General features: G+C 25.4%; 15 protein-coding genes. 12 read left to right on the plus strand and 3 right to left on the minus strand.

Annotated features, from left to right (window positions below; genetic code table 11):
* Window positions 1-111 precede the first annotated feature (111 nt).
* Both KGF41_RS13430 and KGF41_RS13435 read left to right on the plus strand, forming a co-directional pair.
* Entirely contained in the window at window positions 112-786 is a 675-nt protein-coding gene (locus KGF41_RS13430) for a response regulator transcription factor (RefSeq protein ID WP_227856739.1), read from the plus strand.
* Window positions 786-1,805 carry a sensor histidine kinase gene (locus tag KGF41_RS13435; protein ID WP_227842825.1) on the plus strand — a complete coding sequence of 340 codons (1,020 nt, stop codon included), beginning with the start codon at window positions 786-788 and terminating at the stop codon, window positions 1,803-1,805. Before KGF41_RS13430 ends, KGF41_RS13435 begins: the two co-directional genes overlap by 1 nt.
* Window positions 1,806-1,933: 128 nt before the next feature.
* Here the strand turns inward: KGF41_RS13435 and KGF41_RS13440 are convergent, their stop codons facing one another.
* Window positions 1,934-2,908, minus strand: coding sequence for an aromatic acid exporter family protein (locus KGF41_RS13440; RefSeq protein ID WP_227856740.1), 975 nt, complete (start codon window positions 2,906-2,908; stop codon window positions 1,934-1,936).
* 464 nt (window positions 2,909-3,372) lie between these two features.
* Between KGF41_RS13440 and pepI the strand changes: the two genes are divergently transcribed.
* The 6 genes from pepI (at window position 3,373) to KGF41_RS13470 (ending at window position 12,340) form a co-directional block, all read left to right on the plus strand.
* Complete coding sequence (pepI, locus tag KGF41_RS13445; RefSeq protein ID WP_227841259.1) at window positions 3,373-4,254, plus strand: proline iminopeptidase; 882 nt, start codon at window positions 3,373-3,375, stop codon at window positions 4,252-4,254.
* Window positions 4,255-4,652: 398 nt separating this feature from the next.
* Window positions 4,653-5,456 (plus strand): hypothetical protein, encoded by an 804-nt coding sequence (locus KGF41_RS13450; RefSeq protein ID WP_227830050.1) that lies wholly within the window; start codon window positions 4,653-4,655, stop codon window positions 5,454-5,456.
* Between the two features lie 12 nt (window positions 5,457-5,468).
* The gene (locus KGF41_RS13455) at window positions 5,469-6,599 is read left to right on the plus strand and encodes an AAA family ATPase (protein ID WP_227830049.1); all 1,131 of its coding nucleotides are present in this window, start codon (window positions 5,469-5,471) and stop codon (window positions 6,597-6,599) included.
* A 3-nt stretch (window positions 6,600-6,602) separates the two neighbouring features.
* The gene (locus tag KGF41_RS13460; RefSeq protein ID WP_227830048.1) at window positions 6,603-8,012 is read left to right on the plus strand and encodes a VWA-like domain-containing protein; all 1,410 of its coding nucleotides are present in this window, start codon (window positions 6,603-6,605) and stop codon (window positions 8,010-8,012) included.
* A 232-nt stretch (window positions 8,013-8,244) separates the two neighbouring features.
* Window positions 8,245-8,742, plus strand: a complete 498-nt coding sequence (locus KGF41_RS13465) for a CarD family transcriptional regulator (RefSeq protein ID WP_227830047.1) — start codon at window positions 8,245-8,247, stop codon at window positions 8,740-8,742.
* Window positions 8,743-10,984: 2,242 nt separating this feature from the next.
* On the plus strand, window positions 10,985-12,340 hold the full coding sequence (locus tag KGF41_RS13470; protein ID WP_227829633.1) for a peptide MFS transporter: 1,356 nt from the start codon (window positions 10,985-10,987) through the stop codon (window positions 12,338-12,340).
* A gap of 203 nt (window positions 12,341-12,543) precedes the next feature.
* On the opposite strand, the gene KGF41_RS13475 is transcribed toward KGF41_RS13470, so the two are convergent.
* On the minus strand, window positions 12,544-13,425 hold the full coding sequence (locus KGF41_RS13475; protein ID WP_227829632.1) for a PhzF family phenazine biosynthesis protein: 882 nt from the start codon (window positions 13,423-13,425) through the stop codon (window positions 12,544-12,546).
* The gene (locus KGF41_RS13480) at window positions 13,418-14,164 is read right to left on the minus strand and encodes a helix-turn-helix domain-containing protein (protein WP_227829631.1); all 747 of its coding nucleotides are present in this window, start codon (window positions 14,162-14,164) and stop codon (window positions 13,418-13,420) included. Before KGF41_RS13480 ends, KGF41_RS13475 begins: the two co-directional genes overlap by 8 nt.
* A 442-nt stretch (window positions 14,165-14,606) precedes the next feature.
* On the opposite strand from KGF41_RS13480, the gene trxA reads away from it, so the two are divergent.
* From trxA to KGF41_RS13495, 4 genes are all read left to right on the plus strand, one after another.
* A complete protein-coding gene (gene trxA, locus KGF41_RS13485; protein WP_227842830.1) occupies window positions 14,607-14,924 on the plus strand; it encodes a thioredoxin in 318 nt (105 codons plus the stop codon).
* 171 nt (window positions 14,925-15,095) lie between these two features.
* Entirely contained in the window at window positions 15,096-15,221 is a 126-nt protein-coding gene (locus tag KGF41_RS20920) for a hypothetical protein (RefSeq protein WP_255287840.1), read from the plus strand.
* Between the two features lie 774 nt (window positions 15,222-15,995).
* A complete protein-coding gene (locus KGF41_RS13490) occupies window positions 15,996-16,667 on the plus strand; it encodes a response regulator transcription factor (protein WP_227829629.1) in 672 nt (223 codons plus the stop codon).
* A complete protein-coding gene (locus KGF41_RS13495; RefSeq protein ID WP_227842831.1) occupies window positions 16,655-17,716 on the plus strand; it encodes a sensor histidine kinase in 1,062 nt (353 codons plus the stop codon). The genes KGF41_RS13490 and KGF41_RS13495 overlap by 13 nt, the downstream gene beginning before the upstream one ends.

Here is a 17,716-nt window from a genome sequence, read left to right on the forward strand (position 1 = left end):
GCCCCTTATTAATTAGGTCTAAGTCGTTTGACTAATAAATGTATACAAAATATGATATGATAGAGATAATTTATATTATAAGAAAATATTAAAATAATGGAGATTACATAAATGTATAAAATTTTATTAATAGAAGATGATATTGATTTATCAAAAGAAATTGCTTTGGCATTAGAAAGATGGGGATTTAAAGTAGAAGTAATTGATAAATTTGAACTGATTTTAGAAGAATTTATAGATAAAAAACCAGATGTAGTACTTTTGGATGTAAATTTACCACTGTATAATGGATTTTACTGGTGTGAGAAAATAAGGTCTGTTTCAAATGTTCCAATAATATTCCTTTCATCAAGAGATTCTGATATGGATTTAATAATGGGAATAAATAATGGAGGAGATGATTATATTACAAAACCATTTTCTATAGATATATTGGTTACCAAAATAAATGGGATAATAAGAAGAACTTACAATTATAGCGACTCTAATAGTGTTATATACTACAAAGATTTGATGTTTGATGTGGGAAAAGGAATCATAAAGAACAAGTACAAGGAAAAAGATATAGAATTGACTAAAAATGAAATAAAAATTTTAACTTTATTATTAAAAAATAAAAATAAAGTTGTATTAAGAGAAAGTCTTATGATGACTTTATGGGATAATGATGAGTTTGTTACAGATAATGCTCTTACAGTAAATATGAATAGGCTAAGAAGTAAAATTAAAGAGTTAGGGTTTGATGATTTTATAAAAACTAAAAAAGGAATAGGATATACAATATAATGATAGTAAAATATTTAAAAGACAGATTCAAGTATATTGTACTTTTTTTAATTATCATTAGTATAATAAATATTTACTTATTTGCTATAAATATATTTGAGAATCAATATGCAGAGTTAATATACTTAGATTTTTTAGCTTTACTCATAATAATAGTATTTTTTATTGTAGATTATATAAACTTTAAAAATAGCTATAAAGATTTATGTAAGTGTTTAGAAAATAATGATGATATAGACAACTACTTGATTAGTGGACAATCCTTTGAAGAAAATATCATAAGAGATATTATTGAAAATTTGAAATCAAAGAACAATGATGATACAAAAAATTATAAACAATCTCTAAAAGAATTGGATGAATACATAGCTAAATGGGTTCATGAAATAAAGATTCCAATATCATCTTTGAGTATAATTACAGATAGATTAAATAATATAGAAGATAGTATAGATATTAAGAATCAAATTGCAAAAATAAACTTTTTAGTAAATTCTATTTTATATAGTAGTAGAAGTAATAGTATGTTTGAGGACATATTTATGAATAAAGTTAATTTAGAAAAATTAATAAAATCCTCTATAAAGAATAACTCGTTTTTACTCATAAAAAACAATATTGAAGTTAATTTAAGCAACTTAAATTATACTGTTTACACGGATTCTAAATGTATAGCATATATTTTAGACCAAATTATTAATAATGCTATAAAATACTCAAAAGAAGTTGGTAAAATTGAATTTAATGCAAAACCATTAGAAAACGGAGTAGTGTTATCTATAAAAGATTATGGCATTGGTATAAATGAAGAGGATATATGTAGAGTTTTTGATAAAGGATTTACAGGAACAAATGGAAGGAATAGATTGTATAAATCTACTGGAATGGGACTATATTTTGCAAAAAAGATGTTGGATAATTTAGGGCATAAGATTGATGTGTACTCAGAGAATGGTGTTTATACAATTTTTAATATTCATTTTTATGATATATCAGATTATTTAAATCTAGATAATTAGATTAATAGAAATAGTGAATTCATTTTAAATATGAAAAATATAGTAGTATTTTTACTTTAAAATATAATTTGAAATAGTATTATGAATCAAAAACAGGTAGATAATCTACCTGTTTTTGATTCATAATACTATTTATAAAAATTATTATCTCTAAGAACTTGAGCACGTCTACGATTAATTAAAAACTGTTTTAATTCAGTTAAGCAAAAGAATAAAATAGCTCTATTTTCAAATTCTGTTCTATCAACAGGTAGAGGTTGATTTTGAATACTAAGCATTAACCTGCCCAATTCTTCAAGAAGAAGATTCCCTGTTTCGGCTTCAAATTCAGTATAACCTATCTTATGTATGAAAGCAGATAGAATATGAGCTTGTGGTGGAGTAGAATTTAGTTGAGATATATAACTATACAAGTTTTCTAAGATATCCCGTTGGCTTTTTATAATATCCATATGTTCTAAGAAAAATTTAGTATCACTTAATAAAGTATTATTAATATTATCATAAGTTTCAGAAATACTATTATCAATAAGTGAATTTAAGGTATATAAATCTCTACTGAACCTATTTTCTTTTTTAGGATTTACAATAATATCGGCAATATCTATAAGCACAATACTCACTTCTTCTTGTAATTTTTTTTGAACTTCATAGATTTTATGTATATTTGTTGGAATATACATATTTATTATGACACCTATTCCAGTGCCTATTGCAAATATTCCAGCTTCATTTAAAATCCATTTAATAGATGTTTCTCCTTGGAGGAAGTAATGGGATGCGATTACTACACACATGGCAATAACATCTTGAATTTTTAATAAAAAACAAAGTGGTATAATTATGAATATAAATATTGAAAATGAAGTCAAATTATATCCTAAAATATTAAAACATAAATAGGAAAAAATAGTACATAAAAGAAAGCCATAAACCTTTCCAATAGAGCCTTTAAGAGTTTCTTTTTTAGTGTCCTTTACTGTAAGTAGTACTATAACCCCAGCGACCATTGAGTATTCTAATTTTAACAGCCAAGCAATAGATATAGCAAGAGAGCATCCAAGAGATAATTTTATTACTTTAAGTGAATTAATATTATTCAAATATAAACCTCCTGTAAACAAATATAATAAAGATAATTTTAACATAAAACTAATGGGGTTTGAAATGTAATTAATTATACTTAATTATTTTATTGCCCTATTTAGTTAAATACAATCAATATATTCATATTTTATAAAATTTTTTTATAAAAGTTTAAATTTACAAACTGCCATGAGACTATAAAATAGCAGTAGTTTATTAGAGAAAGAAAATTTAAAATTGATATTAAAGTAACAAATGAAAATAGTCAAAAATGTATATACTATTATTAACAAAAAATAAAATTATATAGTTAATGTAATTTTATAATTGGTTTGGTATGGTGATTTTTAACTTTTATGTTATACTATTTATAAAAGTAGGTATAAATATAAAAATACATAATTAAATATGTATGAGAAGTTTTAAATAGCCTTATATGAACTTAATTATTGTTAATAATGACAAATTGGAGGAGATAAACATGAAAATCACTGAAGGATATATGCCTTTTGAAGGTTTTAAGACCTATTACCGTATAGTAGGAGAAGCTACAGAAGGAAAGAAACCATTAGTACTACTTCACGGAGGTCCAGGTTCTACACATAACTACTTTGAAGTATTAGACAAGATAGCTGAAAGTGGTAGACAAGTTATAATGTATGACCAAATTGGTTGTGGTAATTCATTTGTAGAAGGGCATCCGGAGCTATTTAATGCGGACACATGGATCAAAGAGCTTATCGAACTAAGAAAACATCTAGGGCTTGATGAAATTCATCTATTAGGTCAGTCTTGGGGAGGTATGCAGGCTATTTGGTATGCTCTTGAGTATAAACCAAAGGGTATTAAGTCATATATTCTTTCATCTACTCTTTCTTCTGCAAAACTTTGGGAAAAAGAACAAAAAAGAAGAATATCATATATGAGTGAAGCTGACCAAAAGGCGTTACTTGATGCAGTAAATACTGGAGATTACTCTAGTAAAGAATATAATGATGCATTGGAAAAGTTTATGGAGATGTATTGTGCAGGGGAAGTAACTGAAGATTCTCCTGAATGTTTAAGAAGACCTAAAAAATCTGGTTCTGAAGCATATATTGTAGGATGGGGATACAATGAATTTTCTCCTACAGGTACTCTTTCTGGATATGAGTTTACAGATAGATTACATGAAATAAAGGAACCTTGTTTAGTAACTAGTGGAGCGATAGATTTGTGCTCACCATACATTGCAAAGACTATGTATGATAGAATTCCTAATAGCAAATGGGAACTATTTGAATATTCAAGACATATGCCATTTGTTGAAGAAAATGATAAATATATAGAGGTTCTAACTAAATGGTTAAATGAAAATGATTAAGCTTATATAAATTTATAAAAAGGGATTAAACTGATTGTTTAATCTCTTTTTTTTATTATTTTATTATAAAGGGTATTATTTTTTATATGTGATAAATTTTGAATAGAATAATCTGAGCAATCATAAAAAGGTTGCAAATATTTAGAGATAGATAAAAGTCATAAAACTTTAATAAATCATGTAAATTATTAAAAACTACTATAATTAACATATAATAACAGAGTTTAAAAATACTTAGTTTTCTAAGGTTTTAGAAATTTTTTTTAAAATTGGTATAATTATTCTGTTTAAACTTGCTTAAAAAGTATATTTATTATAATAAGAAACAATTATATAGATAGGAATAGATTATTATATTAATATACAAATAAAAATAACTATAGAAGGAAAGGCATATTATGGAAAAGTCAAAAGTTATTGAAATGATAAAAAATAATCCTAATATTATAGCAACTATAAATAATCCAACTGATGAGATGAAACTACTAGCTATCAAAGAAAACGGACTTGTACTAGAATATATAAATAATCCAACCAGAGAGATGCAAGAATTAGCAATTAATAACAATATTAGAGCAATTAAATTTATAAATGACCCAACAGAAGATATGATGATAAAAGCAGTAAATGATGGATGGAGTATATTAGACTATATAAAAAATCCAACTGATAAAGTGATTAAATTAGCTATAAATCAAGCAGGGTGGGCTATTAAATATTCTAAAAATCCAAGTGAAGAGTTACAATTATTAGCAGTAAGAAAAAATTATGATTCAATAAAGTTTATAAAACAACCTTATGAAAGTGTACAGGAAGAGGCAGTAAAAATAAGTTATGATGCATTAAGATATATAGATTCTCCTAGTTATAATACAGAACTTATAGCTATTAAGAATAATGAGGCAGCTATTAACTTTATAACTAATTTAGATAAGAATAAAATATTAGAATTTTTAAAAGTAAATATTTTAGTGATTAAGTATATTGTAAAAAAAATATCTAAGGATGAGCTAGAAGAAGTATTAAAACAAGTACTATCAAAAGAAGATGTTGAAGAAAAGTATATTAGAGATTTTTTAAATTGTAATATTATAGATAGAAACAGTGACTATATAGCAATAGACAAGATGATGTTTATTTATAAATATGGAAGTAAAACAGCAAAAAAAATAGCTGTAGATGAAAAATTGAAAATTATGTAGGAGAGAGAAAAAATGAATTTTATAGATACATTAAAAAGCGTTGACTTAATATTATCCACTGGAGAAGTACCTCTAATAGTTGGTGAAAGTGGAATAGGAAAAACAGCTCTAGCAAAAAAACTTGCTAAAGAAAATAATTGGAGTTTGATTGTAATTGATGGAAATCTACTTAAAGAAGGTGAAATAGGAGGTCTTCCAACTATAGAATCTTATGTAGGAGTTAATTCTAATGGATATAAGACAGAAAAGAAAACGACAGTATATGCTGTTCATAATAAACTAAGAGAAATTGATGAAGAAATATCTAAAGGAAAAACAGTTATTTTATTTATAGATGAGATAAATCGTTGTGAGCATACTGTACAACAAGAACTTATGAATCTAATTTTAAATAGAGAGATTAATGGATATAAGTTACATGATGATGTAAAGATTTTAGCAGCAATGAATCCATCAAGTAAATATGGTTCAGACTTCGATTATCAAGTTGTAGATATGGATTCAGCTCAAGAAAATAGATTTGTTTGGTTAAATATGGAGAGTGACCATACACAATGGTTGAAATGGGCAATAGATGAAGGCATTGAAAAAAAGATTATAGAGTTTATTTCAACTTTCCCAGAATATCTGCATAAAACAAATGAAGATGACATAAGAGCAACTCCGAGAAGTTATGAAAGAGTTTCTAAAATTTATAAAGTTTATAAGGATAAAAAGAAATCAATTCCTAGAGCAGTATTTTTAAATGTTATAAAGGGGAATGTAGGTAAGGTTATAGCAGAAGAGTTTATAAGTTTTATTGAATCAGATTCCAGCCCATTGATATCTTATGAAGATGTTTTTTTAGGTGATACTATTGATGAACATCTTGTAGAAAGAGTAAAAAATGAAAGCCATACAAGACTTTATCTATCAGCAATAAATATTCTAAAAAATTTAGAATTAAATATGAGAAATGACGAGTATAAATCAAAATATTATATTGATAGGTTTATTGAGTTCTTAAAAATATATCCGATAGATTTAATGATAGGAATTATGAAGGATATTAGAAATAGCTATATTGAAGTGTATAAAAAAGCTATAGAAAATGAAGAGTTTGTAAAATCTTACTTTGAGTCATATCGTTTAATAAGGGGATAGTATATGGAAAATTATTTTGATAAGCAAGCAAAAGAACTCTATATTAAAGCTAGTGAAATTATAAATACTCATTCTATGCTAAAGGCAAATCGTGCTAATGAGAAATTTGAGGTGGATATACCAAAAGATTTTAAAGATGAATTTTTTAGTCTAGTAGATAAAGTTAATTTAAGCCTTATGGAAGAAAAAGATAATTTTTATGGATATTTTTTGTTTCAGATGTCAAGAGAGATACGATTCGATATAAGTAGTCCTACAGGTGTGAATTTTAAAGGAGCTAAATACGTCATATACTTTAATCCAATAATTTTTTTAACTCTCAATATAGAACAAATGGAAAGTACAATAAAGCATGAAATTTATCATATAGTATCTGTGCATTTAGTGAGAGCAAAAGAATTAAAAGGAAAGTATAGTACATTAGCCATTAATATGGCAATGGATATAGTAGTAAACAAATATTTGAATAATTTACCGCCATATGCTACTACTTTAGAATGGGTAAATCTGAAATATTCTCTAAAACTAGAGCCGTATGAGCCTTTTGAGTATTATGTAGAAAAGATTCAAACTGAATTAGATTTGTTAGAAGAAGATGAAGATGGTGAAGAAGATGATAGTGACAAGTATGGAAATATAGAAACTGATTATAGTCCAGAAAAAACTCATGATATATGGGAAGAATCCGATGATATAGATGAAAGAACTCTTAGAGAATTTACAGAAAAATTTATTGATAGTTCTCAAAAAGGTAAGATTCCAGCACACTTGGAAAATATGATAGCAGCCATTAAAAATAGTAAAGGCGAATTACCATGGAATTTATATCTTAGTAGATTAATGGGAACAGTTGAAAGCAACAAAAAGAAGACTATAACAAGGAGAAATAGAAGACAGCCTAACCGATTAGATTTAAGAGGAGAACTTAGAAGTCATAAAGCAGAAATAGCAGTTGCTATTGATATAAGTGGAAGTATTAGTGATGAAGAATTTAAACAAGCAATTAAAGAAGTTCTTAATATAGTTAAAAATTATAATCATGAAATTACTATTATAGAGTGTGACAGTGAAATTAGACGTGTATATAAAGCAAAAACTATAAAAGATATAAAAGATAGAGTTAAAATAGGTGGAGGCACAAAATTTACTCCAGTCTTCGAATATGCTAATAATAAAAAGATTAACTTATTAGTTTACTTTACTGATGGTAAGGGTGAAAATAAGCTACAAGTAATACCTAGAGGTTATAAAGTTTTATGGGTTATTTCTGGAAATGGAGATAAACTTTCACTGAGAGAGCATTATGGAGCAGTTAAAAAACTTAGTAAAGTTGAAACAAAAGATGATGCATTAGAGATAAATGATGTTAGAAATGATGGATACTCAATGAATAGCCAAGCACCAATTTTATAAATATTATACTGGATATGATTGTTATGATTTGTTCGATTGTTATGGTTTATTCACTATCAAAATTAATAAAAAATACATAGATTAATAGTCAATGTATTTTTTATTATTTAAACAATAAAAGTTTTACTTAGCTTAAAATCTTAAAATATGGTACAATTAGTATATAGTAGATAGTTTTGATGATGTAAATTCAGTTGTCAAAACTATTTTTTGTTAAGGATGGTGAGGTTTTGTGTTTAAGATTGATGATTATATAATGTATGGAATGACAGGTGTTTGTAAAGTTTTGGACATAACAAACGAAAAAATTACAAATGGTGTACAAAAAGAATATTATGTATTAAGTCCCCTTTATTCTAATAATACAATAATAAAAATACCTGTTGATAATAAGAAAGTTCCAATGAGAAAGATACTTTCTGAAGTTACTGTGGCTTCGCTAATAAGTGATATACCAAATATGGATACATCCTGGATAGATAATGAAAAAATGAGAAGTGAGCAATTTAAAGTGATGCTTAGAAGTGGTAAGTGTGAAGAGTTACTTAAATTAATAAGAAGTATATACTGTAATAAAGAACATATAAAATCTCTTGGTAAAAAATCACATCAAGCAGATGATAATATGATGAAAGAAGCAGAAAGATTATTAAATGAAGAGTTTGCAACTGTTTTGAATATTTCTCCTGATGAAGTTACCTCATATATATCAAGTCATATACCGCAATAAAGTATTTTTTATATTATCTCCTACTTAAAAAGTATAGCATAGTTAAAAATATAAAAAAAATAAAATAATATTTAAATATAATTTTACAATAAGTGCTTATGAATATTTTATTGCTATTTTTAATTATTTCAGAATATTATTTATTCACATTGCTTTTATTAAAAACTGAATATATAATAATATTATAGGAATCGTTAAAATGATGTTTATAATATACAATTCTTAAAAAATTAAATTATTATTGAATATACTTTTTAATCAAGGGGATGATTGAATGGTAAGTTTAATAAGCATGCTGGAAATCTGAAGTAAAATTAATAATATTATAAGAGTATTATCGTTTAAAGTATATGACAATATAAAATATATTTTAGTGTTGATTAATAAGGTGGCTACTATATTAAATAGAAGTCACCTTATTTAATTTTACCTATATCGTAAAAATTTATATTTTACTAAAGTAAAATAGCTTCATTTAAGTTACATATAGTTTTAATCTCTCTGTAAAAAATATTATTTTTAGTTTCATATAAACGCACTTTGAACTTAATATTTATCCAGCTTATTATTTTTATATTATTGCTAGAATTAAGTATATTACTAAGATATTTTTAAATATTAACATTAAATTATTTGGAATTATACCAATATAAACATAAGTTACATTTTATTATAAATAATACAATTTAGATATTTAAGGATTAATTATTTTTCATACATGAAAATATAGATTAGATAAATACTTTTAGTTTAGAAGAGTACATTATAAATATAATCGACAAAATAAGACTAAATATACCTTTATAATTTAAATTGATATATTTGTTGTATATTTATAGTGTAACTTGAAAAATTATAGACATACAAAATTTAGATTATTTCTAAAAGAGTAATATATAATAATTACTATAGTTTGTTTTTAATCAAACTTTTCTATATTAATTAAGTAAATGTTGAGTTAACAGATAAAAAATAATTGATTTTGAAGAATTTAAATTTATTAAGTTAATTAAAAATATAACAATCATTTAAAAATTAAAAATAGTTAGTTAAAATTGATTAGAATATTCTTTTTTTTAATTTTATTATTGATAATGTTTCTTAAATAACAAATGCTCTTTGACGGCGTATAGTCTAAGTAATATAAGTTGCATATCAAAAACCTATCTAATAAATAATATGAATCCATAAAACAATAAAATTTCATCTCTAAAAAACTATTTTGACGCTTAGTTTAACTTATATTTCCAGACGGAAAATTTATATAATATACTTGACAAGTATAATTTGATTTATTCTAATTATTTACTGTCGATTATTCGATTTTTTTCTTATTTTTTTGTTGCATATAAGTATGTGTTTATGGTACGATTTACATGGTGAAATAAATAAAGGGAGGTGAAAAATAAATATTCGTGAAAAAGTTTTCAAGTTGAGGTATTTTATGGTTAATAAATTATAAATAGTATCACCTCAATTAATAATATCAAAGCGAATATCTAGGTAATCACTTTAAAACAACAGTTTTTATATTTAGATTCACAGAATGCATGTGTATATTTAATAAGAAATAAATTTAATCTGTGAATAGATAGTAGTTTATTTATTTAAGTTGACAAGTAATTGAATGAAGTATTTAGAAATTTAAAAAACAAGTAAAGACAGTATTTAATTTGAATAAATACATGTTGCTTTATTCAAAACTCCTTTAAAAAGGCAATAGTAATATGATTACGCAATTTGCCACAAAAGGAGGAATTTAGTTTGTAAAATACTATCAAGTAAAAAAATAAGAATTGCATATAGTGAAGATTTTTTCATTTAATTAGGAGTAGTTAAATTAGAAAAAATTGCTAGAGTGATGAATTTAGAAGTTAGATATAAAATTATCCATTATGTTATGGCAATATTGTATTTAAGCTAAATAATAATTAATGAACTAATAATTTATAGTTTGGTTTTTTGTGGTGTTAATTTATAAAGATAACAGGTTATAAATATACCTGACAATAATGAATTTATATAATTTAAATTTATAGATATAGTATTTAAATTTATTGACAATAAAGATATTAATCTTTATGCCATGAAAACATCTAGATTCTACAAATAAAAACGCAATTATCTTAATAATTATTACGAATTGTTTTACAAAACAATATCACCATATCTTTCATTAAAAGAAAGAGTCTGGATAAAACGTAGAAAATATAAAAATACAATTAAGAAAGGATTTAAACTTATGAGCACAACAGTAAATAAAAAGGGTAAATTCCCTATAGGATTTTATATCTGTGCAACAACTTTCTCGTTTGAAAGAGCAGCATATTATTCTGCAAAGTTTTTAATTTATATATTCCTTACAACAGCTATTGTTAAAGGTGGTCTTGGAATAGATAAAGGACAAGCAGCTATAATGCAAGCTAACCTTGTTGCATTCACATATTTCGCACCAATAATTGGAGGATATATATCAGATAGATGGATAGGAGCTAGATATACTATACCTATAGGTATGCTTATCATGGGGGTAGGATACTATCTTGGTTCTATTGCAACTACAGTTTCTATGGTAAATGCAATGATAATTCTAGTTTCAATTGGTACTGCATTCTTTAAAGGAAATGTATCAGCAGTAAATGGACAACTTTTTGATAATCAAGAAGAACTTGATACAGCATTCTCTGTACAATATTCTTTTGTTAATATAGGTTCTTTCATCGGAACAACAGCAGTTGGTATACTTTATCTTAAGACATTTGCTAAAAATGGAATACTTGGTTTCTCTCAATGTTTCTTCATAGCAGCTGTTCTTTGTGTAATCGGTGCAATCTGGTTCACATATGGATGGAGATTCCTTGGAAATGCAGGGAAAAGACCTTTTAAAGAAGGTGTAGTAGCTGAGAAAGTTAAAGAAAAAGATAATACTCCTCTTACAAGTATGGATAAGAAGAGAATTTGGGCTATTATACTTATTTCATTCTTCTCTGTAGTTTTCTGGTTATTCTGGTACCTAACTTATCTTGCAGTTTATGATTATGGTGCAGCATTTGTAAACATGACTATTGGAGGGTTTGAAGTTCCTCTTGCTTGGTTCGACTCATTAAATGCACTTGTATGTATTGTACTAGGTCCAGTTCTTGGAGCATTATGGTTTAAGCTTGCTAGTAGACCACAAGGTGATATAAGTTTATTTAAAAAGACAGGTCTTGGATTAATATTCTTAGGGCTTGCATTCTTAATGCTTGTTGGAGCAGAGCTTACAAGAGGTGTTGGAGCTCCTGAAACTGCTAAAGCTAGTATAATATGGATAGTTATGTTTGGTATACTTCTAAGTTTTGGGGAAATGTTATTCTCACCACTTGGTAACTCTTTTGTAAGTAAGTATGCTCCTAAAAAACTTCTAGGTGTTCTTATGGGGGTTTGGACATTTGCTACTTTCATAGCTGGTCAAGGATATGGATATATATATGCATTTACTCTTAAGTTTGAGATGATTAAAGTATATACTATAATTCCAGTGATACTATTTGTTGCAGCTATATTATTATTCTTATTTGACAAGACATTAAATAAACTTGTTGAGGATGATAAATAATCAGTAAATAACTATACTATGTATATTAATCTATGATAGTTATATTGTATTAGATTGATATATAGCTAATTGATAATAATCATATAAAGTGTTACTTTTTAACATGATGTATAGTGAAATAAATTTGTTAAACAAAATATATAAATAAAAATACTAGTCAATTAAGACTAGTATTTTTATTTATTGTTAAATTAGATAAAGTATTAATACACAATTTCTCCACTTAAAATAGTATAGGCACTTCCTCCAATTTTTACAGAAGAGATATCATTGTTTTCTTTAGCTATATTTACATATACCTTTCCAGGTCTATTTATAAAGTTTCCTTCTTCACCAATAAAGTCAGTTTTATCTAAAATACTGTGTTGTACTATATAAGATGATACACAAGCATTTCCAGTTCCACATACAGGGTCTTCTGTTACTCCTACATATGGAGCTATAGATCTTAAATGATAGTCACATTTTTTATCTAGAGTTTCTACACAAAATGGAGTTATTCCAATTAAATTATTATCAGCACTAAATTCTTTTATTTTATTTAAGTCTGGAGAAATATTTTCTAAATCATCTAGAGACTTTAATCCAAAGACAAGCCACCAAATTCCTGTATTTACTTTCATAATTGGATATTCAAGAAGTCTATCTTCTTTTACACCTATCATTTGTGCCAGTTCTTTTCTACAGCTATTTAGATTTTCGAATTTAGGAGGATTTTGTTCCATCATAAATATGTTTTCATTATCTATTTTTTTAAGTTCTACAGATAGTACACCAGCTTTTGTCTCTTGATAAAAGATGTTCTTGTTAGCATCAAGTTTTTCCTCTTCTAAAAGAGCATGGAATGTTCCTATTGTAGCATGACCACATAAGTCAACTTCTAAGCCAGGTGTGAAAAATTGAACCTTGAAATCTGCCACATCTGATTCTGAGACAAATGCAGTCTCTGATAAATTCATTTCCTTTGCTATATTCTGTTTGATTTCGTCAGAAATATTGGATGCATCTGTGACTACACCAGCAGGATTTCCTCCAAAAGGTATAGTTGTAAATGCATCAACTTGTTTGATTTTAACTTTATTCATCTTTAAGACCCCCTTTTATTTTTTGTGAAATATAAATTTCATGTTGTATGTATTGATTTCCAATGTATAAAATATTAGAATTTTTTGTCCAAATTGAAATAGCTTCATCACCTTCAGATAAATTTCCTGTTAATATTTCAGAATCATCTACAATTAAAAGAATACCTTTATAAAGTTTTTTATTTTTAAGTGTAGCTTCATTACCTCCATGGATATGAACGTTGCTTAGACCCTCTATATTTTTATCTTCCAAAAGTAGTATTTCAACATTAATATTTTTTTTAGAAGCAGTTAAAAGCTCATCTTTTAGGTTGAGAATTTCTTCATGTGAACAAGAAATTATAATTTCTTGTTTGGCATTATTTATCATTTCGATTGCTTTTTTTAATATATTTTTAGAGCCTTTTATGTTTAAAACATATTCTATACTTTTTCCTTTATTTAATATCTGTAAGTTGTTTTCTAGTTTGTCCATAGAATTATTGAATTCTTCTTTTTTACTTTTTAGTAATTCATTAGGGTTTATAGGTACATATTTTATAGGGTCAGTTTCAATATTGATAATTATATTATTGTTAAGTAATTTTGTTATATTTTCATAGACTTTTGATTGTGGTACACCTGATAATTTACTTATTTCATATCCAGTTAGAGGGTTTTCCTTTAGTAATGATATGTAGATTTGTGATTCATATTTGGTAAATCCTATGTTTTGTAGTTCGTTAACTATAGCATCCATATATAAACTCCTTTAATAAAAATATGATAACTACCTTAGTAGGTACTGATATTATTTTATAATGTATATATATAATTGTCAATCATATGAAGTAAAAAATTAAGTTACAAATTAGAAAAGTTTTATAGTGTATTTTTGAAATGAAGTTCAAATTTAGTTAACAGCTAAATAAAATTTACAGATTTTTATAATTACTACATAAGTGACTGCTGAACTTACAACCTAGTGCGGAAAACCCACTCCTTTAGGGTGTAGGATAGATAGCATAAATAGTGTATAAAAAGTATTGACATAAATAAATTTAATTAATGTTTGACTATAATTATAATCTTAAGAATGTTAAAAATGAATGGTTACAAAAAAGTGACTAATTGAACTAGTACATAAGTCGTAGTATATTAATATCAAGAAAACAATAAAAATAATAAAGGAGATATATATTATGGCAAAAATAATAAATAACAATGAATTTATAAATGAAGTAGAAAACAAAGAAGGGTTAGTAGTCTTAGATTTCTTTGCTACATGGTGTGGACCTTGCAAAATGTTATCACCAGTATACGAGGCTTTAGGAAATGATATGACTGAAAAAGCAAATTTCTTAAAAGTAGATATAGACCAAAGTATGGAATTAGCTCAAAAGTTTGAAGTGTCTACAGTACCAACTGTAATAATATTTAAAGATGGTAAACCTATAGATAGATTAATAGGGTTTATACCTAAAGATAATTTAAAAAATAAAATTGAATCATATATGTAATTAATTTAAATCATATATATAAACAAAAAAACTCATTATAAAATGAGTTTTTTTATTTATAAGATTTATTTATGTAGTTACAAATAAGTGCCTAATTGTCAGTGATGTTGGCTATTGATATATTATTTATATAAAAGAAAAAAGAAAGGTTATTAGAAAATAGGTGAGATTATGAGATATGACATTGTAATAATAGGAAGTGGACCAGCAGGGCAAGGTCAAACTGCTGTATCTAGTGCAATTTCACATTTAGATAAACAGAAAATAAAGAAATCTGTACTTGTTGATACTTATTAAATAAAAGTAAATAGTAGTGCTAGTAGTTATAACCATAAGTTTATAATTATAATATAGTTAATAAATTTTCACAGATATTTGAAATTATTATAAGTATTTATTGTTGTTTTATACAATATTGAAAGAGGCATTTAAAGTTAATAAAATAAAAATTACAGGTATTATTTATTTAATACACTCCCAACACTAAAAGAAGTTATTTCAAAATAAAGATTTGACTACAGAAAAAAGTGGATTCTATCAGATGAGTTCACTTTTTTTGCAAAGTATTAAATAATCTATATGTAAATAAAAAAGGGTATCTCATTTATAATTTAAGAATATTGTAAGACCCCCCTTTTTTAAGTGTGCAATAAAATTGTCTTTTTAGCTATTACTTATCTATTACTAAAAAGGAATAAAAAATTTTTATTTAAAAGCCAAATTTTTAATAGCATATAAAAGATTCTCTTTCGTATTTTAAAATTTGACAAACTCAAGTTTTAGTTAAGAGCTTGTTTAATATAGGTTATGTTCTTATAAAGAATTTTGTTAATTAATTCTTATTAATCTATATTTTGGATTTATTAAATATGATGGACAAGTTAATAATTATATTGGTAGAGATATTAAATAGAATAGTAATTAAGCATAAATTTGACAAGTGTGAGTATTTGAATAATAATAGGGTTAGATTTTATATAAGAATTAAATAATTATAAAGTATAATTAACATTCAATAAACATTCATTATATATAATGAATAAGTTGATATTTTATTTAGGAGATGATTATATGAGAGTATTAATAATCGAAGATAATAAAGAGCTTTCTTATAATATGAAGATAGGGTTGGAAAATGAAGGATTAGTAGTAGATATAGCAAATTGTGGATTAGATGGAGAAGAAAAAGCATTTATAAATGACTATGATGCTATATTATTAGATTTAAATTTACCAGATAAAGATGGAATAGAGATATTAGAATTTTTTAGAAGTAATAATCTAAATACACCTATAATAATTGTAACAGCAAGAGATGAAGTAAATGAATTGGCAAAAGGGCTTGATTTAGGAGCTGATGATTATATAGTAAAACCCTTTCAAATTATAGAATTGAGAGCTAGGATACAAGCAGTTATAAGAAGATTTTATGGTAGGACAAATCCAAATATAGAGGCAGGTCCTGTCAAAATAAATCCGTCATCTAGAAAAGTGTACGTGTATGATAAAGAAGTAAGTCTAGGAACTAAAGAGTTTGATATAGCAGAATATATTGCAAGTAGATATCCAGATATCGTATCAAGTATAGATATATCAGAACATGTTTATGATGAATACTTTGACCCATTATCCTCTGTATTAAGGGTACATATAGCTAGATTAAAAAAGAAATTAAGAGAAGTTGCAGGAAAAGAGATAATAATAACTACTAGAGGGATAGGATATTCTATATGCAAGGATTAAAAGATAAAAAAACTATAGTTTTAATTTTATATTCTGTTATAGTCTTTATAATTTTTACAGTAGGTTTGAAATATATTATAAATATATCTAATACAAGTAAAGAATTAATGGCTAGTGATTCAAATGCATATTATGGAATAAATATAGATAATACTTATAACACTATGGAAGATAATACTTTAGATGAAAGATTAATTTCTGATTATAATCTTGCCCTTAATGGTAATTTTAATATAATTATAATGTTGTTTTTTGCTTTTATAGTAACCTCTAACTTTATCCTTTTAGCAATATTGAATAGATTAGAGTTTAAAGAAAGAATGGGGATATTAAATAATATAAATAATATAGAAGATGAAGACGAAGTATTGAGTATAGACCCCATTATGTCTAAAGTATATAAAGATTTAAAAGATAAGTTTGATTCTCATATTGAAGATTATAAAAGATTAAATTCATATTTATCTCATGAACAAAAAAATGCCATAGCAATACTTAGAACAAGTTTAGAGTTAAGTGGAAATGAAGAACTGTTAAATACTCTTAATAATGTTTCAAATACTGTAGAAGATGTACTTGCAATAAGTGATACAAAAAATAATGAAGATATGTATGAAGTTGATATAGCTTTAATATGTGCGCAAGTATGTGACCACTATTCTAAAGTATATGATAATTTAAGTTTTGATTTTGATGAAGATGAAAATATGAGTATCTATGGGAAAGAAAAGTGGATTTATAGAGGTGTATCTAACCTTTTGGACAATGCAATAAAATATGGTGAATGTAAAGATATCTGTGTAAATGTGAAAAATCAAAAAGGTAGCGTTATTGTATCAGTAAAAGATAATGGTATTGGAATGAATAAATATAGTATGAAAAAAATATTTTATGACAGATATAGAATAAATGAATTAAATAAAGATGGATATGGTATAGGTCTTAGTTTAGTAAAACATGTATGTAATTTATGTAACGGATTTGTATGGGTAGAAAGTGAAGAAGGTAAAGGTTCAACTTTTTATCTAGTATTTAAAGAATATAAGTAA

Source organism: Clostridioides sp. ZZV14-6150 (genome assembly GCF_020657875.1).
In the GTDB taxonomy this organism is placed as follows: domain Bacteria; phylum Bacillota; class Clostridia; order Peptostreptococcales; family Peptostreptococcaceae; genus Clostridioides.